We start from the raw sequence: 22,505 nt of genomic DNA, 5'->3' as shown, positions 1-22,505 counted from the left end.
ATGCGCACAGTTTTCATCACCGGGCGCATTGGTGTATCCACAACGAGGGCAGACCATGTCAACACTGAGCCAAGGGCTGATCCGAAAAATTCACGCTCCCAAGCTGCCGTTCGTCGCCGGGAAAGGAACCCCTAAAAATATACCATGAGGCCCTGTTCTCATGGACGAAACGCCATCAGCGGGGGGGCCAGCCAAGCAGTGCCCTCAGCCCCTACCGGAGGGGGCTCGAGGTCCGCCAGAAGCAGGGTGAGGGCCTCGGCCCCGCCCCCTATGCGGAGCAGAAAAAACGCTCCCCCCAACCGCTCCACCACCCTCCCGCTGACCTGGTAACGGCCCCCGCCCAGGTAGCGCAGGGGGGGGGACATAGGCTCCGGCTCCCAGCGCTCCACTTGGCCGTGGAGCAGGATGGGAGGGGATTCGCCCCCAATGGGCGTCAGGCCGCGGTCAAAGGCCCACACCGGCCCCAATGGGGTCAGCACCTCGAGCAAGGGGCTACCCAGGGGCTCAGGGCTCAGGGGCATCGGCAGCGCATAGCTCGAGAACTGCTCCCAGAAATATTCCAGGCTCTCCTCGAGGACCGGCTTGAAGGTTTTGATCGCGGGGGGAACGTCCTTCATCCAGATCATCATACGGGTCAGGGGGGTACGCCCCCGCCAACCCCGCTCCCCCATGTTAGGATGCCAAGGCAATGGCTCGGGGTAATCTTTTCGTCATGACCGGGGCTTCTGGGGTGGGCAAAGGCACCATCCGAGGGCGGCTGCTCGAGTATCACCGCATGTACTACTCCATCTCCATGACCACCCGTCCCCCCAGGGTGGGCGAAAGGAACGGGGTGGATTACTATTTCGTCAGCAAGCCTGAATTTGAGAGCAAGATCGCCGAGCGGGGGTTCCTCGAGCACGCCTTGTATGTGGACGACTACTATGGCACCCCCCGTGAACCGGTCGAGGCCGCGCTCTCGCGGGGTCAGGATGTCCTCCTGGAGATCGAGGTGCAGGGGGCCTTGCAGGTCGCTGAGGCTATGCCGGAGGCCATTCTGGTCTTCATCATCCCTCCCTCCCTCTCCGAGCTGCGCCGCAGGCTGCTGGTACGGGGAACCGACAGCCTGGAGAAAATCCACAAGCGGCTCAAGCGGGCTGAGGAGGAGATTCGCTTGGCCCACAAGTTTAAATACGTGCTGGTCAATGACCAGCTCGACAAGGCGGTGGGGGAGTTTGCCTCGATCATCCAGGCCGAGCGGCTCAAATTCGAGCGGATGGGTGAGGCCATCGAGCGTTCCCTGCAACGAGACCCCTTGGTCGAAGCGGAGTGCGACGAACTCGAGCGGCGCCGCGAGGGGTAAAAAGCCCACAACCCGATATGATGGGGTGCATGGGTTCCCTTTACCAACAGATCACCGAAACCGTCCATTTCGTGCGCAGCCAGACCGGGTTTGCACCCGAGGTGGGCATTGTGCTGGGCTCCGGGCTGGGGCCGCTGGCGGAGGAGATCGAGGCGGTCGCCAGCTTCCCCTACGCCGAGCTGCCCCACTTTCCCCACAGCACCGCCCCCGGCCACGAGGGACGGCTGATTTTGGGGCGGCTCGAGGGCAAAGCGGTGGTGGCCTATAAAGGCCGGGTACACTGCTACGAGGGCTATACCCCGGCCCAGGCCGCCTTCCCACAGCAGGTGGGGTTCTTCCTGGGAGCCCAGACCTTCCTGATTAGCTCCGCAGCCGGTGGGCTCAACGTGGGCTGGAACGCCGGGGAGCTGATGCTGCACAGCGACTACATCAACTACGCCGGGCTCTCCCCGCTGACCGGCCCTAACGACGAACGCCTGGGCCCCCGCTTCCCCGTCACCTTCGATGCCTACGATCCCGCGCTGCGCGGCCTGGCCCACAAGGTCGCCCGGGCCCAAGACTTCACCCTGCGCGAAGGGGTTTATGCCTGGTGGCCGGGACCCCAGTTTGCCAGCCGAGCCGAGCTTCGGGTGCTGCGCAGTCTGGGGGCCGATGCCATTGGGATGTCTACCGTACCCGAGGTGATTGCCCTCCGCCACCTGGGCGCTCGGGTATTAGGGCTATCCAGCATCACCGATATGGCCATCCCTGAGCGGGAGCATCACGCCACCGAACAGGAGGTGTTGGAGGTTGCGGCTCGGGGCGGGGCCCAGTTCCGCCGGTTTGTGCGGGGCATCGTGGCCGCCCTGTGAGTCCGCGGCTGCCCCGAGGCTCTGAAACCTATGGGAATCGCACGTGTCTTGCAGGGCATTGAGGCCGCCTGCGCTCGAGCCGGGAGAAACCCCGCCGAAGTGCGCCTGGTGGCCGTGACCAAAGGGCATCCGCTCGAGGAGATCCAAGAGCGCGTTCTACAGCAGGGGGTTTTCCGGCTGGGCGAGTCGCGGGTGCAGGAAGCCCTGCCCAAGATGAAGGCCCTGGCTCAGGCCTCCCCCACCCCCATCGAGTGGCACTTCATCGGCCCTTTGCAGCGCAACAAGGCCAAGTTCGCGGTGGCCTTCGACCTGATCCACTCGGTGGACTCGCTTCGCCTGGCGGAGGCCTTGGGTAGCAAGGCCCTCGAGGGGGGCAAACTCCAGCCGGTGCTGATCGAGCTGAACCTGAGCCGGGAGCCCCAAAAGCATGGACTGCTCGAGGAAGAGCTAGGCGAAGCCCTCCCCCGGATCCGGGCCATCCCAGGCCTCGAGGTGCGCGGCCTGATGACCATCGCCCCCTACACCGACCAACCCCAGAGCGTGCGCCCGGTGTTCGCCCAGCTCTCGAGGCTGGCCGATCGGTTTGGCCTGCCGGAGCGCAGCATGGGCATGTCGGGGGATTTCGAAGTCGCCGTCGAGGAAGGGGCTACCCTGGTGCGGGTGGGGACAGCGGTGTTCCAACCGGACTAAACCTTAGGGTGCCTCAAGCCCAGGCCGATGGGGTAATCTAAATCTTGTGGACGCCAACCCCGAGCGCATGACCGGCGAGTTTCGCGTGGATTTAACCCCTCTGGATATCCGCTACCAGGAGTTCCGCCAGTCGCTGCGGGGATACGCGGTGGCCGAGGTGCGGGAGTACCTGGGTCGGGTTTCTGACCGGCTGACCCTGATCCTCGAGGAGAACGAGCGGCTGCGGGCCCAAGTGCGCGACCTCGAGACCCAGCTGGCCGGGGCCAGGGAGGGCGAGGCTGAGCTCAAGCGGGCCGTGGTAGCCGCCGAACGCATCGCTCGAGAGATCAAGGCCCAGGCCGAGCGTGAAGCCGAGATCATCAAGCGGGAAACCGAGGCCGAACGACAGGCCGCTCTGCAAGAGGCGGTGGATCAGATCAAGCGCATGAAAGCCGAGATAGATCAGGCCCGCAACGAACGGGATCTCTTTCTCAGCCAGTTCCGGGCCCTGCTCGAGGGCTACCTGACCTCGCTCGAGCGCTACAAGCGCTAGGGGTCGCCCCCAAGGGCTGGGCGAATCTCCCCTTTACTTAGATTACAAAACTTGTCATTATTATTTTGTGGAGGCTCGAGCCCGTATACTCTCGATCAAGGAGAACCCTTATGGAATACGCCCATCCCGAAGTTCTGGTCAGCACCGACTGGGTGCTGGAACACCACACCGACCCCAGCCTGCGCATTCTGGAGGTCAACGAGGACATCCTGCTCTACGACACCGGACACATCCCTGGGGCTCAGAAAATTGACTGGCAGGGCGACCTTTGGGATCCGGTGATCCGCGAGTTCATCCAGCCTGAGGAGCTGGCCCGGCTGTTTGAGCGGCTGGGCATCTCCAACGACACTACCATCGTGCTCTACGGCGATAAGAACAACTGGTGGGCGGCCTATGCCTTCTGGTTTTTCAGCTACAACGGCCACCCAAACCTCAAGCTCATGAATGGCGGGCGCATCAAGTGGACGCAGGAGAACAAGCCGCTCACCACCGCAGTGCCCCACTACCCCCAGGGGCGCTACACCCCCGGAAAGCGCGACCCCAACCTGCGGGCCTTCAAGGACGAGGTGCTGGCCCACCTCGAGAAGGTTAAGGCCGGGAAGGGGGCCCTGGTTGATGTGCGCAGCCCTGCCGAGTTCAGCGGGGAGAAAACCCACATGCCCGAGTATCCCCAGGAAGGGGTGTTGCGTGGGGGGCATATCCCTGGGGCTCAGAGCATCCCCTGGGCCACCACCGTCAACCCCGACGGTACCTTCAAGAGCGCCGATGTACTCAAAGAGATCTATGAGCTAAAGGGCGTAACCCCGGATAAAGAGGTCATCGCCTACTGCCGCATTGCCGAGCGCAGCAGCCACAGTTGGTTTGTCCTCAAGTACCTGTTGGGCTTTCCCCAGGTCAAGAACTATGACGGGAGCTGGACCGAGTGGGGCAACTCGGTTGGCGTGCCCATCGAAAAAGGCGGGGCCTAAAACCCAGGCTTTAGGCCTCGAGACCTGCTCTCGAGTCAACCCGCCCGAGCCCGGAAAAGGGGGCTAGGGCTTACGCTTGGGATCAAAATGCGGTCCCACCCTTTGGATATACACTAGGAGCCATGTCGCGTGTAGATCCTGAGCCCACCCTCCCCGACCTCGAGCGCGCCGCACTAGAAGAGCTGCTGAAATTTCCCCTCACCGAGGCCTTGTTTGGCCGCCGCAGTCGTCGTTTTGCCCTGGGTGGGGAGATTCCCGAAGGGCCTGTGGCTTACAAATCCCGGTACGAGCCCCTGCCGCTCTCCGAGCTCGAGCGCCTGCTCATCCTCACCGCAGTGGCCGGATTAACCGGCTGGCACAACCTGATCTCGCATCACGCCAAGGCTCAGGGTCACCTGCCCAGCTACTCCGGAATGGCCGCCGGGCGCACCTTTCCCAGTGCCGCTGGGTTTCACACCACCCAGGTCTTTTTCACCGACGACTCCGGCACCTACATCTTCAAAACTCGGGATGCTGCCCCTCCGGTGGAGCGTGGCTCGAGCGGCCAGCCCGAGGTGCTCGAGCTGCTCCTGAGCCACCGGCAGTACATCCACAAGCTCTCCGATACCCGACTCTACATTCCCCCGCGCGAGCCCTTCATGGCCGGACACAACGCCTGGAACGCCAATAAACCCGGTTCCCTGGTCACCTGGCCGGTAGCCGACGTAGCCCAGCACCAACTCCTCAAGCTGCTCTTCATCGCCCAAAACGGCTTCGTGCTCTACGACGACCTCCTCAACCAGGCCATTCCTGGGCTGGAGAAGTTCGCCGACCGGCTCGAGGTGGACAAACCCTATCCCCTCTCAGCCTTTGACCAGGCCACCTTGGCCGAGGTTTCAGCGGAGATCGCCACCGCCACCTTTGCCGGGCACCTGATGCAGCAAGCCATGGGGCTGGGGGGCTGGATGCTCAACGGTCTGGACCGGGTGCGCACCCTGGGCGCCTCGGGCGACCCCGCGGTACCGGGGCTGGGGTTCCGCTACGACTTCAAGCCCGGCTGGTCCCGGCCCAACCCCACCGGGCTCGAGGGGGTTTTCGAGGGGTTCTGCCCCCCGCACTTCAAGGACATGCGGGCCGCGGTGGAAGCCCTGGTAGAGCGCAAGTATCGTCTGGGAGGGCCTTTCAACCCCACAACCCCGGGCCCCTGGAAGGACAGCCCGGCCGTACGGGGGGGAGCCAGGCCCCACGAGGACTGGATGATCGAGGCGGTGGCCCTGCAGGCTCAGTATCTCTTCGACACCTACGGCAAGTTTCCCGCCACCGTGCCCACCATCTACAGCCTGATGTTCCTTCAGACCCATCACCTGGACCTCGAGTACTACGACACCCTGTTTGAACCCGGAGCTTACCTGAGGACCCACAAGGAGCACCTGGAGCGCTGGCATGGGCTGCGGCTGGAAGATTTACCCAAGCGTGGGGAATAACGGCTTACCCCGCCCTCTTGGGCAGCTTTCTCAGCCCCCCCTCGAGGTTATAAACCTGGGTATACCCGGCGGCCTCGAGGTATAGCCCAGCCAGCTCGCTCATCAACCCCCGTTCGCACAAGAGCAGGATGGGGCGATCCTGGGGTAGGTTATGCAGACTGTTTTGGATGTCCTGCACAGGAATACGCAGGGCCCCTGGGAAAGCGGGTTGGCCGGTCAGTTCAGCGGGGCGCACATCCACCACCAGCGGGTCCCCTGCGAGAAAGGCTTCAAGCTCGGTGGGCTTAAGGGTTTTCACCTCTACAGCGTAGGCCAGTCCTGGGCACCCAATTGCGATCCGAACCTTCCGAGCGCCGCAACCCACGGCATGGACTATCCTTGAGGTCAGCCAAACGGTGGAGCCGTGCCTCACACTTCTTTTCCTCCATCCTCTCAGAATTCTTGCAGTGCATGGCCAAAGTCTGTGGCTCGAGCTGTTCCATCCCTGAAGCGTGCCTCTTCAAAGCCCCGTGGCCTTGCACTATAATCCGCATGGCGTAAGCCACATAACGAAACCGGAGGAATGAATGAAGAAACTCCTAGTGTTTGCCGCCGCCACCGCCACCGTCCTGGGTTTAGGTCTCGCACAGGACATACGGGTGGGCATGGCCTACGATGCAGGCGGTAAGAATGACCGCAGCTTCAACCAATCCGCTTATGAAGGGGCTCAAAAAGCTGTTAAAGAGCTGGGCATCAAATACTACGACTTCGAGCCGGGGGATCCCAGCCAGGTCGGGCAGGGCATTCGTAAGTTTGCCGAGGAAGGCTTTGATCTGATCATCGGGGTGGGGTTTGCCAACGAACCCAGCATTACCAAAACCGCCCAGGAGTTCAAGGACAGCAAGTTTGCGGTCATTGACTCCATCCCCTGTTTGGACGAGAAGACCGGCAAGACCACCTGCGATAATGCCGTAGGGCTGGTCTTCCGCGAGCAGGAAGGCAGCTTCCTGGTGGGCTATATCGCCGGACGCAGCACCTCGACCGGGGTGGTGGGCTTTGTGGGCGGGATGGACATCCCCCTGATCCACAAGTTCGAGGCCGGCTACCGCGCTGGGGCCCAGGCGGCCTTCAAAGACCGGGGCATCAATGGCAAGGTGATCGCCAACTACGTGGGCAACACCCCCGCGGCCTGGAACGACCCTGGCAAGGCCAAGGAGATCGCCAACGCCCAAGCCCGCCAAGGTGCGGACATCATCTACGCAGCTGCTGGGGCTTCGGGGCTGGGTGTACTGGACTTCGTGAAGCAAAAGATGTGCCTTAAGAGCAACGAGCTTCCGACCGGGGTCAAGTTCATCAGCAACAACTTTGCGACGGTCAAGAAATACGCCGCCTACAACAAGAGCTGCCCCGCAGCCACCAGCCGCCCGATGTTCATGATCGGTGTGGATGCCAACCAGAACTATCTGGGGGATACCGATAAAGATCCCAGCACCCTCAACCACGTGCTCACCAGCATGATGAAGCGGGTGGATGTGGCCACCTTTGATGTGATTAAGTCCGTCAAGGACAACAACTTCAAATCGGGCGTGGAGGAGTTTGGCTTGAGCAACAACGGGGTGGGCTATGCTCTCGACGAGTACAACAAAGCCCTGATCTCCCCGGCCATCATCACCCGGGTAGAGCAGCTCAAGAAGGACATCATCGCGGGCAAGATCAAAGTCCCGACCCAATAAGCCGATCTGGCGAATACTGGAAACCCCGCCCGAGGGCGGGGTTTCTGCTGGAGCTATGGGGGCGGTATCAGCAATTTGGTAGGTGAGCCAGGCGATTACTCGGTGCGTGGGGGTGGGCAGGGCTGCCGCTCGGGGAGCGGGCAGTCTATGCGCTGAAGTTGCCCGCTCTGGGCAAAAGCTTTGAGCTCTTTGAAGCTGAACAGCATATCCGTTCCCAGGGCCTCGGTATGGCAGAACAAGCAATCGGAGAGCGGGTTGGTTCCGGCTTGAGGCTGCCCCGTGGAGGGATCGTATGCCCCGAAGACCCAGGCCTTGCTCAGGGCGCTCTCGGGCGCGACTTTGAGCATGACGTGCAGTTCGTGTTCGGGCCGATCGCGCACCAGGAAGCCCTTGGAGTCCTTTAGGAACCCACCCCCCTGGGCCTCTTTAGCCCGAAAGGTCTCGAGCACCAGCATCGAGCCCACCGGTAGCTCCTGGCCTCGCCGGGCGGCATCAATTGCTGCAGAGCTGGCGTAAAAATCGCGCGATTTGCCATCCGAGCGGTCGCCCATTCCGTATAGAACCAGCCCCTTGGTGTAGTTCTTGGGAAACGGCGCGACCGGGGCATTCTGGGCCTGCACCGCCCACAGGCCCAGGAGCACCGCCGCACCCATCCAGGATTTCATGTGAGCCCTAGTATAACTATGACTATGGCACAATTCTAGAGATTCCTGGCCGGACGCCGCTCCAGCGCACCTAAGGCTTCTATCAGCTGCTCGAGGCTCGCCAGGTTGTACACCGGAAGGAAGTCGTCTACATAGGGCAAGGCCGCCACCAGGCCCCGGGTCAGCGGCTGGTAGCCAGGGGTGCCCAGCAAGGGGTTGAGCCAGATTAGGCGGTGGCAGGACTTCTGCAGCCGCTCCATCTCGAAGGCCAACAACTGGGGTTCCCCCTGATCCCAGCCATCGGAGATGATCAGCACGATGCTGCCCCGACCTAGCACCCGCTTGGCCCAGGTGCGGTTAAAGGTGTGCAGGCACTCCCCGATGCGGGTCCCCCCCGACCAGTCCTTGACACTCTGTCCGACCTCGGCCAGGGCTTGATCCACACTGCGCCTTTTCAGGGCCCGGGAAATGCGGGTTAGGCGGGTACCAAAGACAAAGGTCTCCACACTTCGAGCCCCCAGGCGGTTTTGCTCGAGGGCAAAGGCGTGCAGGAAGTGCAGCAGCATGCGGGCGTAGCGCTCCATGGAACCCGAGACATCGGCCAGGGCCACGATGGGCCGGGGCTTGGTCTTGCGGGAGCGGAACTCGAGGTCAACCAGCTCCCCCTGGTGCTTCAGGGAGGCCCGGAAGCTACGGCGCAAATCCAAGCGCTCCCCCCCTCCGCTTTTGTAGCGGCGCGATCGGCGCTCCGGTGGGCTCCAAACAAAGCGGTGCAGCAGGCGCTGGGCCGCCTCGAGCTCCCCCTCGCTCATCTGGTCAAAGCGCTTCTGCCGGAGCACCTCCTCAGCGCTGAAGGTCAGGGCCCGATCCACCACCGGCTGCGGTGGGCCCTCAGAGGAGTTGCCGCTCGGCTTGGGTTCGCGGCCCACCTCCCCCGGCTTGGCCTTCGGTTCCCTCTTGGGGGGGAGCGGGGTTTGGTGGAGCAGCTCCGAAGGAAATCGCTCCAAGCCCAGGCTTCGCCAGAACTTGAAAAACACCGCTTCGAACTTGGGGTAATCCTCGTGGCGGGTGATCAGGCTCGAGCGGGCCGCATGAAAAAAGCTTACCGGATCAAAAAGGGGAATTTGGGTCAGGGCACGGGCAAACCACGTGGTCTGCCCTGGGGTGATCACCACCCCCTCCGCCCGCAAATCCCGGCAGAAGCGAACCGCATGGGAAAGGAGTTGTCCGTTAGCAGGCATGGTGTCTTTTCCCCACAAAGCCCCTGGCCTCGGATATCCTCAACCAGAACCGGCGACGGGAGGCTTCCCCTCACATGGGGGTCGGCAGATTGGCCCGAGCCAGCAGTTCCTGAGCCACCCCCTTAGCCCGCACCACATCGTCTTGGTACTTGAGCAGCGCACCCAGGGTATCCTCGACCATCTGGGGCTCGAGCACCGTCGCGTCTAGGGCCATCAGCGAGGCCGCCCAGTCCAACGTCTCGGCCACACCGGGGGCTTTGTACAGGTCCTCCTTGCGCAGCTCCTGTACGAAGGAAACCACCTGCTGGGCCAGCTTTTGCGGCACCCCAGGCACCTTCTCCCGTACGATGCGGTACTCCTTCTCGAAGCTGGGATAGTCAATCCAGAAGTACAGGCAGCGCCGCTTGAGGGCGTCGTGGATTTCTCGAGTGCGATTGGAGGTGATGACCACTACCGGGGGCTGCTCGGCTCGCACCGTTCCCACCTCGGGGATGGTGATCTGCCAATCCGAGAGGAACTCCAGCAAGAAGGCCTCAAACTCTTCATCGGCCCGATCAAGCTCATCAATGAGCAGTACCGGGGCCTTGCCATTGGCCATTCTCAAGGCCTGCAGCAGGGGGCGCTCGAGCAGGTATTCGGGGCCAAAAACCTCACCCCGCACCTTGGTCGGGTCGCGTTCCCCGCTGGCCTCCAAAAGCCGGAGTTGCAGCATCTGCCGGGCGTAATCCCACTCGTAGACCGCGCTGGAGATGTCTAGGCCCTCATAGCACTGCAGGCGAATCAGACGGGTATCGAGCATCTGAGCCAGCACCTTGACGATCTCGGTCTTGCCCACACCCGGCTCGCCCTCGAGCAGCAACGGACGGCCCAGCTTAAGCGCCAGGAACACCGCCACCGACAAGCCCTTATCGGCAATGTATCCCTGGGCCTCGAGGGCCTTTTGGGTGTCCTCAGGGGAGGAAGGAATCATGATGCCTTATTGTCTCATAATCGCCCACCGGCACGGCTATATGCCCCACAATCAAAGCGGTTCAACCACCACCGCCGTACCATAGGCCAGCACCTCGGTAATCCCATCCATGATGTCGTTGGATTCGTAGCGCATCGCAATGACCGCATTGGCTCCCATGGCCTGGGCGTGCTGCACCATCAGGTCAAAGGCCTCTGCCCGGGCTTTCTCGGCCAGCTCGGTGAATAGGGTGATGTTGCCCCCAAAGAGGGACTGCAGGGCTCCCCCCAGGTTGCCCAGGATGCTCCTCGAGCGCACCGTAATCCCCCTCACCACCCCCAGGTGCCGCACAATCTTGTACCCAGAGAGATCATTTGCTGTGGTCACTGCAATTTGGGCCATAGGGGTCTCCTCGAGGGAACATCATACCCGCCCATCGCAAGGGGCCAGGTTCAAAACCTGGCCCCCAAAGGATTAGAAGGCTCATACGAGCCGCAACAGGGCTCGTTTGGCCAACACGTCCACCAGATGGGCCCGATACTCCGCCGAAGCCACCAGGTCGTGGTTGAGCCCTTCCGCTGAAAGCAAGTTTTGGCAGGCTGCGGCGATGGTCTCAGCATTGAGCGGTTTGCCGGCCAAGGCCTGCTCGAGCCGCGAGAGCCGCAGGGCATGCTCTCCCGCACCGGTCACCGCCGCGCGCACCCCCTCCGGCCCAGCCACCACCGCCACCCCCACCACCGCGTAACGCGAAGCTGGATGCGGAAACTTCTCATAGGCCTGCCGGCCCGAGAGGGCGGGGATGTGGATTTCGGTGAGGATCTCTCCTTCCCCCAGCGCGGTGCTGAACATTCCCTGGAAAAACTGATCCGCGTCCACCACCCGGCTCCCGCTCCGGCCTTGGATTTTCATCTGAGCCCCAAGGGCCAGCATCGCCGCAGGCAGGTCCGCGGCAGGGTCGGCGTGGGATAGGGAGCCGCCGATGGTTCCCCGGTGCCGCACCATGGGATCGCCAATGTGGGGGATCACCTCAGTCAGCAGGGGGGCCGCCTTCCTAACCAGGTCGTTGGTCTCGAGCTCATGATAGGTGGTGGCGGCACCAATGATCAGGGTGTTACCCTCCATCCGCACCCCACGCAGCTCAGGCACCTTGGAGATGTCAATCAGGAGCGAGGGGGCAGCCAGGCGCAGCTTCATGGCCGGGATCAGGCTGTGCCCCCCGGCCAACAGCTTAGCATCGGGATGCTGCTGCAAAAGGGAGAGTGCGTCCTGAAGGCTCGAGGCTTTTTTGTAGTCAAACTCAGCAGTATACATGCGACCTCCCAAAGGCTTTAGTCGGCAGCTTGCGGAAGCTTCTGGGCCCCCTGAATGGCCCGCCAGACCTTCTCCGCGGTATAGGGCATATCCAGGTGGACAATTCCAAAGGGCCGTAGGGCATCCAGCACCGCATTGGCCACCGCAGCGGTAGAAGCGATGGTTCCCGCTTCACCAATGCCTTTGATCCCCAGGGGGTTGTGCGGACTGGGGGTGACGGTGTGGTCGTGCTCAATCTGCACCAGGTCATCGGCCCGGGGGATCGAGTACTCCAGGAAGTTGCCGCTCAGCAGCTGCCCCTCATCGTCGTAAACTGCGTTTTCCAGCAGGGCCTGACCCAGGCCTTGGGCCACCCCACCGTGAATCTGCCCATCGGCGATCAGCGGATTGACGATCGGGCCGCAGTCATCCACGGAAAGGTAACGCAGCAGCTTAACCCTACCGGTATCGGGGTCTACCTCCACCACCGCGATGTGGGTGCCGAAGGGATAGACAAAGTTCTTGGGGTCGTAGAAGTGGGTGGCCTCGAGACCCGGTTCCAAGTCCGTGGGGTAGTTATGGGCCAGGTGGGCCTGTAGGGCGATCTCGAAGAAGGTCTTGGCCTTTTCGGGCACCCCCTTGACCATATATTTGCCGTCCTCGTGCACGATATCCTCGGGAGCAGCCTCCAGCAGATGGGCCGCGATGCGCTTGGACTTATCCACGATCTTACGGCTGGCCATCACGATGGCCGAGAGCCCCACCGGGGCCGACCTCGAGCCATAGGAACCCCAGCCGTAGGGCATCCGCCCGGTATCGCCGTGCACCAAGGTCACGTTCTCCACAGGGATTTGCAGCTCATCGGCCACCACCTGGGCGAAGGCCGTCTCGTGGCCCTGACCGTGGCTGTGTGAACCGGTGAACACCTCCACCGTACCGGTCGGGTGCACCCGCACCAAGGCGCTCTCCCACTGCCCGGCCTGGGCCCCCAAGCTCCCCACCAGCGCCGAAGGGGCCAAACCACAGGCCTCGAGGAAGGTGATCGCTCCAATCCCCAGGTAGCGCCCTTGCTTGCGCAACTCCTCCTGTTGGCGGCGCAGCTCCTGGTAACCCACCAACTCCATGGCCTTGTTCATGGCCACCTCGTAGTTGCCCGAGTCGTAGACCAAGGCCACCGGGGTCTGATAGGGGAATTCCTCCGGTTGGATGAAGTTTTTACGGCGGAACTCGAGCGGATCCTCCCCCAGCTCATGGGCCATTACATCCACCAGACGCTCCAGCAGATAGGTGGCCTCTGGCCGGCCCGCACCCCGGTAGGCATCCACCGGCACGGTATTGGTAAAAGGCGCCCGCACCTGGCAGAAAATCTTCTGGGTTTTATAGGTCCCAGCCAGCAAGCAGCCATAGAGGTAGGTGGGAACCGCCGGGGCAAAGGTGGTCAGATAGGCCCCCATGTTGGCGACGGTGTGCACCCGTACCGCGGTGATCTTGTGGTGTTCGTCCACGGCCATCTCGGCCACCGTCTCGTGGTCGCGCCCGTGGGAATCGGTCACAAAGCTCTCGGAGCGCCGTGCCGTCCACTTAACCGGCCGACCCAGCTTCCGGGCCGCGTACAGGACAATTACTTCCTCAGGGTACTGGTAGATCTTCGAGCCGAACCCTCCCCCCACATCCGGTGCGATCACCCGCAGCTTGTTCTCAGGGATACCCAAAATAAAGGCCGCGATTAACAGGCGGTGGATATGGGGGTTTTGGCTGGTAGTCCAAAGGGTGAATTCGTCTGAGGCCTTGGCATACTGGGCCAGCGAGGCCCTGGGCTCCATGGCGTTGGGAATCAGGCGGTTGTTGCGCAGGTTGAGCTTAACCGTCTTGTAAGCCCGCTCGAAAAGGGCATCGGTGCCCTCCTTATCCCCGATGCTCCACTCGAAGCACAGGTTGCCCGGAGCTTCCGCGTGCACCTCAGGCGCCCCAGGCTCGAGGGCCTTGCTGCCTAGACTTACCGCGGGGAGCGGTTCGTAGTCCACCTCCACCAGCGCTGCCGCGTCCTCGGCGGTCTGGCGGGTCTCCGCAATCACCGCAGCCACAATATCCCCCACATGGCGGGCTTTATCCGGGGTGATGGCGTAGTGGGGGGGCAGCTTGATTCCAGGATGCAGCCACCCGGTCGGGATGCCCTTTACTCCGGCATCCAACATCTCCTGACCGGTGATCACCGCCAGCACTCCAGGCAGGGCTTTGGCTGCTTCCGCATTGATGCTTTTGATCTTGGCATGGGCATAGGGCGAACGCACCATGGCCGCATGGACCATCCCAGGCACCTGCATGTCATCGGTGTAGTTGCCGGTTCCGGTGATGAAGCGCGGGTCCTCCACCCGCTTCATCGCCTTTCCCATCAGTTTTTCCGCCATAACGCTCCCTTCGCTTGCGTCTTGGGTCTAGCGTTCTCGAGCTCGAGGTTGACCTGCGGCTCGCGGTCTTAATCGTCCGCTGCGGCCCCTACCGACTTCTTTCCAGACATCTTATCGGCAGCGTACTGCACGGCCCTCACGATGTTGTGGTAGCCGGTGCAGCGGCAATAGTTGCCCTCCAAGCCGTGACGAATCTCCTCCTCGCTGGGGTTGGGGTTGTGGTTGAGCAGGTCTGCCGCCGCCATGATCATGCCGGGGGTGCAGAAGCCACACTGCAAGCCGTGCATCTCCCAAAAACCCTCCTGCACGGGGTGCAGGTGACCCATCGCCCCAATCCCCTCGATGGTGGTCACGCTCGAGCCATCCGCCTGTACCGCAAACACCGTGCAGCTCTTGACCGCCTGGCCATCAAGGTGCACCGTGCAGGCCCCACACTGGCTGGTGTCGCAGCCCACGTGGGTTCCGGTCAGTCCAAGGTGCTCGCGCAGGTAGTGAACCAACAACAATCGGGGCTCGACCTCGCTGGTGTGGGGTTGTCCATTTACGGTGATGTGTACGGTCGCTTTATCTGCCATGATTCCTCCTGAAACGATGCCCACCTGCTTGTACCCATTGCAGCCAAACCCCCCAGGGGGGGCCCTGAGCGCAGCCACAGGGGGCATGGGAGAGGTTCAAGACCTGTCGTCGGAAGATTAAAGCGGCTGGCAGAACCCCTCCTTTTCCCTAAGTCGGTATGCGAATCCGCAATTCAGGATTAACTCATGCCGGAAGGCCTATGGGCGTTGTGTGTGTACTATAGCTCGTATAGCGCAGGCCTGGCAAGAACCTGCCCCAGAAGCCGGTTAGAGCCGGGCCAGGGCCTGCTCGAGGTCTTGGCGCAGATCGCTGAGGTTTTCGATCCCCACCGACATCCGCAGAAACCCCGGGTGGAGCCCCAAGGCATCGCGCTCCCCTGGGCTCAGGAAGCGGTGGGAGGAGGTGGCTGGGTGCGAGAGGGTGGTGCAGGTGCCTCCCAGGCTGAGGGCCATGCGAATGTAGCGCAGGCCGTGCAGCAGCGTATTCACCGCAGTCCGGGAGGGCTCGAGCTCAAAGGAGAGCATGGCCCCTGCGCCATTTTGGAGCACCTTCTGGGCGGTCGCATGGTCGGGGTGCGAGGGCAGGCCAGGGTAGTGTACCTGCCGCACCTTCGGATGAGCCTCGAGAAACCGGGCCAGCTCGAGGGCGTTGGCCGCAGCCCGCTGCATCCGCAGCTCCAGGGTCTCGGCTCCGCGCAGGGCCAACCAGCACTCCTGGGGGTTGGAGACCAACCCCATCCGGGTCGCGACCGCACGAATGGGCTCTAGCCGCTGCTGAGGCCCCGCCACCCCGCCCATCATCACATCCGAGTGCCCATTCACAAACTTGGTCAGGCTCTCCATCACCAGGTCTACGCCCAGCTCCAGCGGACGGCAGTGGTAGGGCGAGGCAAAGGTGTTGTCCACCAGTACCAGCACCCCCCGGCGGTGGGCCAGGTCCGAGAGTCGCTCGAGGTTCGGGACTCGCAGCCGAGGGTTAGACGAGGTCTCCAGCACCAACAACCGCGCCCCTATCAGGGCTTGCTCGATCTGGGCCGGGTTGTCGATCTCCACCGTCCGCGTGCTCACTCCAAAACGCTCCAGGTCGTGCAGCACGTTCAAGGTACTGCCGTAGAGGTCGCGAGAGGCCACCACCGTATCCCCGGCCTTCAGCAGCCCCAGGAACACCGCGCTCAAAGCACTCATCCCGCTGGCACAAGCCACCGCGGCCTCAGCCCTGTGCAGGCCAGCAAAGAGGGCTTCTAAGGCCCGGTGGTTGGGGGTGCCGTTGCGCCCATAGATGGCCCCGGCCTGACGCCCCTCATACACCGCGTCTACTTCGTCTAGGTCGCGGAAGGTCCAGGAAGCCGATTGGTAGATGGGCTGCGAAACCGGCAGGTTAAGGGGTGCCTCCACCCCGGCAATATGAACAGCAAGCGTGGAAAGGGAGTCCATGAACGGATTGTCAAGCGCCCGGGGCTGAACGTCAAATAGGGCCCGGTTTACCCTGGCCCCACCGGGCCTCGAGCCGCTCCAAGAACCTCAGCCCCACCCGCACCGCCGCCTCTACATCCTGCGGCCAGACCGCCTCGTCGGGGTGGTGGGAGAGCCCTTGCGGGCTGCGCAGGAAAAGCAGGGTGGAGGGGCAAAAAGGGGCCAGGATCATGGCATCGTGCCCCGCGCCAGAGACCAGACGGTGCACGGGCAGTTCCAGCTCCTGCAGGGCTTCCTCCAGCAGGTCGTTGAGCCCCTCGTCGCAGGGCACCGCCGGCTGCTCAGAGCGGGTGTGCAGGGCCAGCTCGAGGCCCCGCCGCTGGGCCACCTGCTGGGCCCGGGTCACCATGTAGGCCACCAGCCGCTCACGCACCTCGTCATAGGCATGGCGCACATCCAGGCTCAGCCGCGCCTCGCCCGGGATCACGTTGACCGCCCCCGGTGAAACCTGGAGGGTACCAACCGTAGCGACCAAGCCCGCCTCCCCCCGCGCCTCGCGCTCCACCAGGGTCATCCACTCGGCAGCCCCGGCCAGGGCGTCACGGCGCAGGGGCATGGGGGTGGCCCCGGCATGGCCGGCCCGGCCCCGGAAGATCACCTCGAGCCGGGTCTGCCCGGCAATGGCCTCCACGATTCCCAGCGGCAGGCCGAGGGATTCCAACACCGGGCCCTGTTCGATGTGGAACTCGAGGTAGCCCAGGAGCGCCTCCTGGGCATACGCGGCCCTAGGGATCCAGTCCGGGTCCAGGCCAAAGGCCCGGATGGCCTCTGCCAGGGACAAACCCTCGGCATCCTTGAGCTGCAAGAGCTCCGGGTCGAAGGTTCCGGTGACCGCCCGGCTGCCCAGAAAGGGCATCCGGTAGCGCACCCCCTCCTCCTCGGAAAAGGCGATGACCTCGAGGGCAAAGGGCAACCTACGGCCTTCTAAGCCCTGCACCAACGCCAGGCCGAGCATCACCCCCAACACCCCGTCGTACTTCCCCGCATCCCGCACGGTGTCCACGTGCGAGCCCAGGAGAAACGTCTGGGCCCCTGGGCTGCGGCCTTCATAGCGCCCGATCAGGTTCCCCACCCCATCCACCCGTACCTCCATCCCCAGCTCGCCCATCCAACCGGCCAGCGCGGCCTGCACCTCGCGCATCGGTGGGGAAAGGAACGTGCGGGTGAGCCGGCCAGGCTCCTCAGAGAAGCGGGCCAACACCCGGCAGCGGCGAAGGGCCTCGGCAGCCAGATCTTTAGGGTCCATAGCCTCCATCCTACCGGTGCCCTGGAGCCTCTCTCAGCTCCCTCGGTAGGTGCTGTAGCCAAACGGCGAGAGCAGCAGGGGCACGTGGTAATGCCCTTTGGGATCAGCAATTGCAAATCGGATGGGGATCTCGTCCAGAAAGGGCGGGTCGGGCAGGGCATAGCCTTGGGCCCGGAGATAAGCCCCGGCTTGGAAAACCAGCTCGTACACCCCGGTCTCGAGGAAATCCCCCGTGAGCAGCGGTTCATCGGTGCGGCCATCGGGGTTGGTGATGGCGGCCTTGAGGGCAATTCGGTGACCGCTTGGGCCAAGCCTGAACAGCTCGAGCCCCAGCCCTGCCGCCGGCCGACCCGAGGCCAGGTCTAGAACATGGGTTGAAAGCCGGGCCATCCTTACTCCCTCCGGGCCAAGGCCAGCCGCAGGCCCAGGCCGACGAACAAACACCCCACCACCCGCGATTGCCAGAGGGCAAAGCTGGGGTGTTGCAGCAACCAAGCCCGCAGGCTCGAGGCCGAGAAGGCCAAAATTATGGCGTAGATCACCAGTATGGCCACGGTGATAAACCCCAGCAGGATGAACTGCAGGGTCACCAAGCCGCGCTCGTGGTGGATGAATTGGGGCAAAAAGGCCGTGAAAAACAACGCAGTTTTAGGGTTGAGCAGATCGGTCAAAACCCCCTGGACAAAGGCTTGGCGGGGGGTGATGGGGGCTACGGTTGGGGTTAAGAGGCGGTTCCGCTCGAGCAGGGTCCGAACCCCCAGGTAGATCAAGTAAAGCCCACCGGCAATTTTAACCATTCCAAAGGCCACATCTGAGGCCAGCAGCAGAGCCGAAAGCCCCAATCCCGCCAGCAGCACTACCCCCAACGACCCCACCAGGCTGCCCATACAAGTCGCCAGCCCCACCATCCGTCCCCCGGCCAGGCTGCGCGAGAGCACCAGCATTGAGCTTGGCCCAGGGAGCAGGGCCAGGGCTACGGAAGCCACAATCAAGGCCAGAACGGTGGACGAGTCCAGCATATTGCCTCCTACGGGCCTTTGGCCCCCGCGCGGTACCAAGCCCCCAACAGCGCCCGCTCTTCAGGCTTCATCCCGGTGATGTTTCCCAGCGGCATGTACTGGGTGTTCACCGCCACCTGGATGATCTGGTCTTTAAACTGCATGATCCGCTCCGGGCTATCCAGCAGCACTCCCGCCGGGGCCGAGGCAAAACCAGCCTGAGTAGGCCGGGCCGCATGACAGGAAGCACAGCGCTCATAGACGACCGCCTGAACCTGGGCAAAGGCTACCGGCTGAGCGGCTACGGGGGCATTCTTGGGAACCGAGAGGTAAAAAGCCGCCAGCATCAAAGCCCCAGCCAGCACCAGCAGATAGGGCATGGCCCCCCCGGTTTGGGTGGTGGTGTGGTGTTCCTTCTCCGTGACGTTGATGAAGTGCCGCACCGCCACCCCAGCCCCAAACAGTAGCAGCAGGATCAGCCAGCCCAGACCATTGGCGTAGGTGCTGGGGAAATGATTGGAGATCATGGTGAAGAGCACCGGCAGGGTCAGGTAGTTGTTGTGGCGGGAGCGGAGCTGCACCCAGCTCACAAAGCCCGGGTCTAGGGTCTGACCGCTCTGGGCCGCCCGTATCAGGGCTTTTTGCGAGGGGATGATCACGAAGAAAACATTCCCCGCCATGATGGTGCCGAGCATCGCCCCCACGTGGATAAAGGTTCCTCGCCCGCTGAAGACATGGCCCAACCCCCAGGCCACCAGCCCAACCAGCACCGCTCCTACCAGCAGGAACCAGCCTGGATTTTGCAGCAGCACCGTGCGGGAGAGGCCCACATAAACCCCCCAGGCCAGAACCAAGCTGAGAACCCCCAGGGCCACCGCCATAGGGGCAGAGAGAGGGCTCTCAGGGCTCAGCAAGGTGGTTTTAGGATCGGCGTAATAGACGATGACCAAGAGCAAAAACCCGGTGATCCAGGTGAAGTAGGCGTCCCACTTAAACCAGTGTAGATACTTGGGAAGTGGCTTGGGGGCGGTCTTATACTTCTCGAGGTAATACATACCCCCCCCGTGGATCGCCCAGAGGTTGCCCGAGAGCTCCTCCCGCACCCCCTGGCGCTCGAGGGAGTTTTCTAAAAAGATGAAGTAGAAGCTGGCCCCGATCCAGGCGATGGCATAGAGCACATGGAAAAACCGCACCCCCAGCCCCAGCCACTCCTTGGCTTGGGCCTCCCACCCCCCCAGCCGAGCCAGCAGCAAGCCCAGCCCCAACAACAGCAACAAGGCCAGGATCCAGGGCCAGCGCACCAGCCGCAGGCGGTCTTGATCCAAAGGGTTCAAGCCGCTCCCTCCTCAATGGCTTCCCGCAAGCGAAACCCGGCGATGGCGTAGATTTGCGCCAGGGCGGTCTCCAGCTCCTCTTCTTTAGACCGACCCAGTCGCTCCTCCAGGGCGGCGAACACCTCTTCCTTGGTTTTCCCCTTCACCGCCAGGATAAAGGGAAAGCCAAACTTCTGGGCATACTCGCGGTTTCTGTGTTGCAGGCGCTCGTACTCCTCAGGGCTGAGCTGGTCCAGCCCTGCACCCTTCTGTTCGCTCAATGAAGCCTGGGCCATCTTGGCCCTCGAGCCCAGATCCGGGTGGGCCCGAATCAGGGCCAGCTTCCGTGCGATTGGAGCCCGCTCAACCATGGCGCACATCGCGGCATGGAGTGTGTCCACGTTGTTCCAGGGCCGGGTGGGCCAGGTCTCCTCCGCTACCCAGGGCGAGCCTTCGAATACCCAGCCCAGGCTCTTCACAAAGGCTTCGCGGGATGAGAGGTTGAGCGCCTCGAGCCGCATGGCCCTGATTGTACCGGGGCCGTTCCGGTTTAGGGTAGCCGGAAAGAGGGCCTCAAGCCCGAAGAATCAGCGACCCCAGGTCCCGGGGATACTGCGAGAGTACCCGGCAGCCGGTTTGGGTCACCACCAGGGTGTCGGAGTGGCGAAATCCGGCATATCCCGGCACATACAGCCCCGGCTCAGCGGAAAAGATCATGCCGGGCTGGATGGGGGTATCATCATCCAGGTCAAGAAAGGGGTGCTCATGGCCCTCGAGGCCGAAACCGTGTCCGGTGTGGTGGCGCATTAAGGCGGCCATCCCCAGCTCGTCGCGGATGAAGCTCGAGACCTCGCGCTCCACCTCGGCGCAGGTGCGCCCAGGACGGATGGCCCTAAAGGCCACCTCCTGCGCGGCCAGCATCGCCTCGAAATACTCGGCAAAGCGCTGATCCGGCTCACCGACAATCAGGGTCCGCTCGAGCTCGGATTCATACCCGCCCATCAAAGCATAGGCCCCGGTGACCAGCACATCCCCCACCTGCACACCGCTGTGCTGGTGTAGCCCGTGGGGATGGGCGGTATTGGCCCCTCGAATGAACATGGCATTGGCCGGAAGCCCCTCCCTGGCTTTGGGCACGTAGCGCGGCCCCAAAGCCGCAAGCAGCTCCCGGGTGGCCTCGAGGCTGGCCGCGTGTGAGACCATCAGCTCGCTGGCCCCTACCCGAATCTGGTCTTGAAGTATGCGGTGAGCGCGATCGCCCCAGCGGCAGGCCTCCTCAATCAGGGCGATCTCCGCCGGGCTTTTGACCATACGGGCATCATCGATCAGCTCGAGCCCCTCAGCGATCTGTTGCCCTAGCACCTGGCTGAGCTTGGGCCCGCGATACCCCCAGCGATTTTCGTAACCATCGTAGTCAGCGACCAGTCGCTTGCCCCTAAGCCCCACCTCGGCCAACAGGTCAGCCAGGTGAACCATCGGGTGCTTCCCCGACCCACCCCCAGGGTACTCCGGATAGGTATGGACGGTTGAAATCTGTGGGCACTGGCTGCGCAGGTGCTCGGCCTCGAGGTGGGGAATCAGCATCGCAGGTGGGCCGTTCAGCGGGACCACCAACACCACCGGGCGCTCGGTCTTGGCGAAGAAAAACCCGCTCAGGTAGCTTACCCTCACCGGCCCAAACACCACCATCCCGGCAAACCCCGCCTGCTCGACTTGGGCTTGCAGCCTTTGGACCCGCTGTTGATACTCCTCCACTGAGATTTCCAGGCGCTCCACTTCAGTACATCCTCTCGAGATCAAGCCGATTAAGGAGCGGTTCGCGGTTCAGATAGCGGCGCAGGTTTTGGCAAAACAGCTCGGTGAGTCGGGCGTTCTCAAACGCACTGGTGCTGGCCGAGTGCGGATAGATCGTAACCTTCGGATGCGCCCACAGCGGGCTTTGCGGCGGCAGCGGCTCGACCGCAGCCACATCCAAGGCCGCGTGGGCCAGGGCTCCAGAATCCAGGGCCGCCAGAAGGTCATCCTCGACCACCACCGCCCCCCGGGCGATGTTAATCAGCATGGCCCCCGGTTTCATCGCAGCGAAGGCCCTGTGGTTGATCAAGCCTTCGGTCTCAGGGGTATGGGGGGTGATCAGGCAAACAAAATCAGCCTGAGAGAGCATCGGGTAAAGCTCATCCCAGGCGAAGAGTTGATCTACCCCCAGGGACTCGGGGATCTGCCCATCCAGACGGCGCTTATTGGCAATGACCCGCATCTCGAAGGCCTTCGCCAGCCGAGCCACCTCCCGCCCGATATTGCCCAGCCCAACAATGGCCAGGGTTTTATGGGTTAGCTCTTCGGTGGCAAAGCGCTGCCACAGGTGTTCTTGTTGTTGCTTGCGGGCCAGCGAGGCCTGTTTGACCTGCTCGAGCATGACCATCAGCACGAACTCGGCCAAGGGCCGGGCATGAATCCCACTGGCGGTGGTAAAAACCGCGTTCATCCGCGCATAGCCGTGGCGCCGGACAAACTGCCCAATCCCCGCACTGCTGGCCTGAATCCAGCGTACCCGTGGGGCCCGCTCGGGGAGGGCCGGTATCCCGGTGTAATCAAAATCGAAGAGCACTTCCGCCTCGGCCAGCAAGGCTTCCCAACGGGCTTGCTCTGCAGGGGTGCGCTCGAGCGGAAACCCCACATGGTCAGCGGGGTAGCGCGGCTTGGGCAAGAGTTCGGGAGCGTAGATCACCTCGAGCCGGGAGTCCAGCACACGGATGCGCTCCACATGCTCAGGCTCTAGATAGGAGCAAATCAATACCTTGGTCATGGGC

General features: G+C 63.0%; 24 protein-coding genes. 7 read left to right on the top strand and 17 right to left on the bottom strand.

Features of this window, described 5'->3' with window-relative positions; genetic code table 11:
• Window positions 1-158: 158 nt before the first annotated feature.
• A complete protein-coding gene (locus tag Mgrana_RS03955) occupies window positions 159-617 on the bottom strand; it encodes a hypothetical protein (protein WP_119356319.1) in 459 nt (152 codons plus the stop codon).
• 71 nt (window positions 618-688) lie between these two features.
• Here Mgrana_RS03955 and gmk point away from each other — a divergent pair, with 71 nt between their 5' ends.
• The 6 genes from gmk to Mgrana_RS03925 all read left to right on the top strand — a co-directional run bounded on the left by gmk (window position 689) and on the right by Mgrana_RS03925 (window position 5,846).
• Window positions 689-1,342 (top strand): guanylate kinase, encoded by a 654-nt coding sequence (gene gmk, locus Mgrana_RS03950; RefSeq protein ID WP_119356297.1) that lies wholly within the window; start codon window positions 689-691, stop codon window positions 1,340-1,342.
• A gap of 29 nt (window positions 1,343-1,371) precedes the next feature.
• Complete coding sequence (locus Mgrana_RS03945) at window positions 1,372-2,193, top strand: purine-nucleoside phosphorylase (RefSeq protein WP_119356296.1); 822 nt, start codon at window positions 1,372-1,374, stop codon at window positions 2,191-2,193.
• A 30-nt stretch (window positions 2,194-2,223) separates the two neighbouring features.
• On the top strand, window positions 2,224-2,883 hold the full coding sequence (locus tag Mgrana_RS03940) for a YggS family pyridoxal phosphate-dependent enzyme (protein WP_119356295.1): 660 nt from the start codon (window positions 2,224-2,226) through the stop codon (window positions 2,881-2,883).
• A gap of 85 nt (window positions 2,884-2,968) precedes the next feature.
• The gene (locus Mgrana_RS03935) at window positions 2,969-3,415 is read left to right on the top strand and encodes a DivIVA domain-containing protein (RefSeq protein ID WP_170146392.1); all 447 of its coding nucleotides are present in this window, start codon (window positions 2,969-2,971) and stop codon (window positions 3,413-3,415) included.
• A gap of 110 nt (window positions 3,416-3,525) precedes the next feature.
• Window positions 3,526-4,383: a sulfurtransferase gene (locus tag Mgrana_RS03930; protein ID WP_119356294.1), complete on the top strand. Its 858-nt coding sequence runs from the start codon at window positions 3,526-3,528 to the stop codon at window positions 4,381-4,383.
• Between the two features lie 122 nt (window positions 4,384-4,505).
• Window positions 4,506-5,846, top strand: coding sequence for a hypothetical protein (locus tag Mgrana_RS03925; RefSeq protein WP_119356293.1), 1,341 nt, complete (start codon window positions 4,506-4,508; stop codon window positions 5,844-5,846).
• A gap of 4 nt (window positions 5,847-5,850) precedes the next feature.
• On the opposite strand, the gene Mgrana_RS03920 is transcribed toward Mgrana_RS03925, so the two are convergent.
• Complete coding sequence (locus tag Mgrana_RS03920; RefSeq protein ID WP_119356292.1) at window positions 5,851-6,144, bottom strand: rhodanese-like domain-containing protein; 294 nt, start codon at window positions 6,142-6,144, stop codon at window positions 5,851-5,853.
• Between the two features lie 268 nt (window positions 6,145-6,412).
• Here Mgrana_RS03920 and Mgrana_RS03915 point away from each other — a divergent pair, with 268 nt between their 5' ends.
• Window positions 6,413-7,558, top strand: coding sequence for a BMP family lipoprotein (locus Mgrana_RS03915; protein ID WP_119356291.1), 1,146 nt, complete (start codon window positions 6,413-6,415; stop codon window positions 7,556-7,558).
• 95 nt (window positions 7,559-7,653) lie between these two features.
• On the opposite strand, the gene Mgrana_RS03910 is transcribed toward Mgrana_RS03915, so the two are convergent.
• From Mgrana_RS03910 to Mgrana_RS03840, 15 genes are all read right to left on the bottom strand, one after another.
• Complete coding sequence (locus Mgrana_RS03910) at window positions 7,654-8,223, bottom strand: cytochrome P460 family protein (protein ID WP_119356290.1); 570 nt, start codon at window positions 8,221-8,223, stop codon at window positions 7,654-7,656.
• Between the two features lie 35 nt (window positions 8,224-8,258).
• Window positions 8,259-9,443 (bottom strand): vWA domain-containing protein, encoded by a 1,185-nt coding sequence (locus Mgrana_RS03905; protein WP_119356317.1) that lies wholly within the window; start codon window positions 9,441-9,443, stop codon window positions 8,259-8,261.
• A 70-nt stretch (window positions 9,444-9,513) separates the two neighbouring features.
• A complete protein-coding gene (locus Mgrana_RS03900) occupies window positions 9,514-10,413 on the bottom strand; it encodes an AAA family ATPase (protein WP_119356289.1) in 900 nt (299 codons plus the stop codon).
• Between the two features lie 51 nt (window positions 10,414-10,464).
• Window positions 10,465-10,794 (bottom strand): YbjQ family protein, encoded by a 330-nt coding sequence (locus Mgrana_RS03895; protein WP_206075044.1) that lies wholly within the window; start codon window positions 10,792-10,794, stop codon window positions 10,465-10,467.
• An 81-nt stretch (window positions 10,795-10,875) separates the two neighbouring features.
• Window positions 10,876-11,703: an FAD binding domain-containing protein gene (locus tag Mgrana_RS03890; RefSeq protein WP_119356288.1), complete on the bottom strand. Its 828-nt coding sequence runs from the start codon at window positions 11,701-11,703 to the stop codon at window positions 10,876-10,878.
• 17 nt (window positions 11,704-11,720) lie between these two features.
• Window positions 11,721-14,090, bottom strand: coding sequence for a xanthine dehydrogenase family protein molybdopterin-binding subunit (locus Mgrana_RS03885; RefSeq protein WP_119356287.1), 2,370 nt, complete (start codon window positions 14,088-14,090; stop codon window positions 11,721-11,723).
• A gap of 68 nt (window positions 14,091-14,158) precedes the next feature.
• Complete coding sequence (locus Mgrana_RS03880) at window positions 14,159-14,665, bottom strand: (2Fe-2S)-binding protein (RefSeq protein ID WP_119356315.1); 507 nt, start codon at window positions 14,663-14,665, stop codon at window positions 14,159-14,161.
• Between the two features lie 267 nt (window positions 14,666-14,932).
• The gene (locus Mgrana_RS03875) at window positions 14,933-16,099 is read right to left on the bottom strand and encodes a trans-sulfuration enzyme family protein (protein ID WP_119356286.1); all 1,167 of its coding nucleotides are present in this window, start codon (window positions 16,097-16,099) and stop codon (window positions 14,933-14,935) included.
• A 31-nt stretch (window positions 16,100-16,130) separates the two neighbouring features.
• Window positions 16,131-17,384, bottom strand: coding sequence for an allantoate amidohydrolase (locus Mgrana_RS03870; protein WP_119356285.1), 1,254 nt, complete (start codon window positions 17,382-17,384; stop codon window positions 16,131-16,133).
• Window positions 17,385-17,417: 33 nt separating this feature from the next.
• Window positions 17,418-17,774 (bottom strand): hydroxyisourate hydrolase, encoded by a 357-nt coding sequence (uraH, locus tag Mgrana_RS03865; protein ID WP_119356284.1) that lies wholly within the window; start codon window positions 17,772-17,774, stop codon window positions 17,418-17,420.
• A gap of 2 nt (window positions 17,775-17,776) precedes the next feature.
• Window positions 17,777-18,403, bottom strand: coding sequence for a LysE family translocator (locus tag Mgrana_RS03860; RefSeq protein WP_119356283.1), 627 nt, complete (start codon window positions 18,401-18,403; stop codon window positions 17,777-17,779).
• Between the two features lie 8 nt (window positions 18,404-18,411).
• Window positions 18,412-19,716 (bottom strand): urate hydroxylase PuuD, encoded by a 1,305-nt coding sequence (locus tag Mgrana_RS03855; protein ID WP_119356282.1) that lies wholly within the window; start codon window positions 19,714-19,716, stop codon window positions 18,412-18,414.
• Window positions 19,713-20,216: a 2-oxo-4-hydroxy-4-carboxy-5-ureidoimidazoline decarboxylase gene (gene uraD, locus Mgrana_RS03850; RefSeq protein WP_119356281.1), complete on the bottom strand. Its 504-nt coding sequence runs from the start codon at window positions 20,214-20,216 to the stop codon at window positions 19,713-19,715. Before uraD ends, Mgrana_RS03855 begins: the two co-directional genes overlap by 4 nt.
• 52 nt (window positions 20,217-20,268) lie before the next feature.
• On the bottom strand, window positions 20,269-21,471 hold the full coding sequence (locus Mgrana_RS03845) for a M24 family metallopeptidase (RefSeq protein WP_206075043.1): 1,203 nt from the start codon (window positions 21,469-21,471) through the stop codon (window positions 20,269-20,271).
• A 1-nt stretch (window position 21,472) separates the two neighbouring features.
• Window positions 21,473-22,501 carry a D-2-hydroxyacid dehydrogenase gene (locus Mgrana_RS03840; RefSeq protein ID WP_119356280.1) on the bottom strand — a complete coding sequence of 343 codons (1,029 nt, stop codon included), beginning with the start codon at window positions 22,499-22,501 and terminating at the stop codon, window positions 21,473-21,475.
• Between the last annotated feature and the right edge of the window lie 4 nt (window positions 22,502-22,505).

This window comes from Meiothermus granaticius NBRC 107808 (assembly GCF_003574355.1).
Taxonomy (GTDB): domain Bacteria; phylum Deinococcota; class Deinococci; order Deinococcales; family Thermaceae; genus Meiothermus; species Meiothermus granaticius.
Note: the sequence above shows the minus strand (reverse complement) of the source record. Positions and strands in the feature narration are given on the sequence as shown.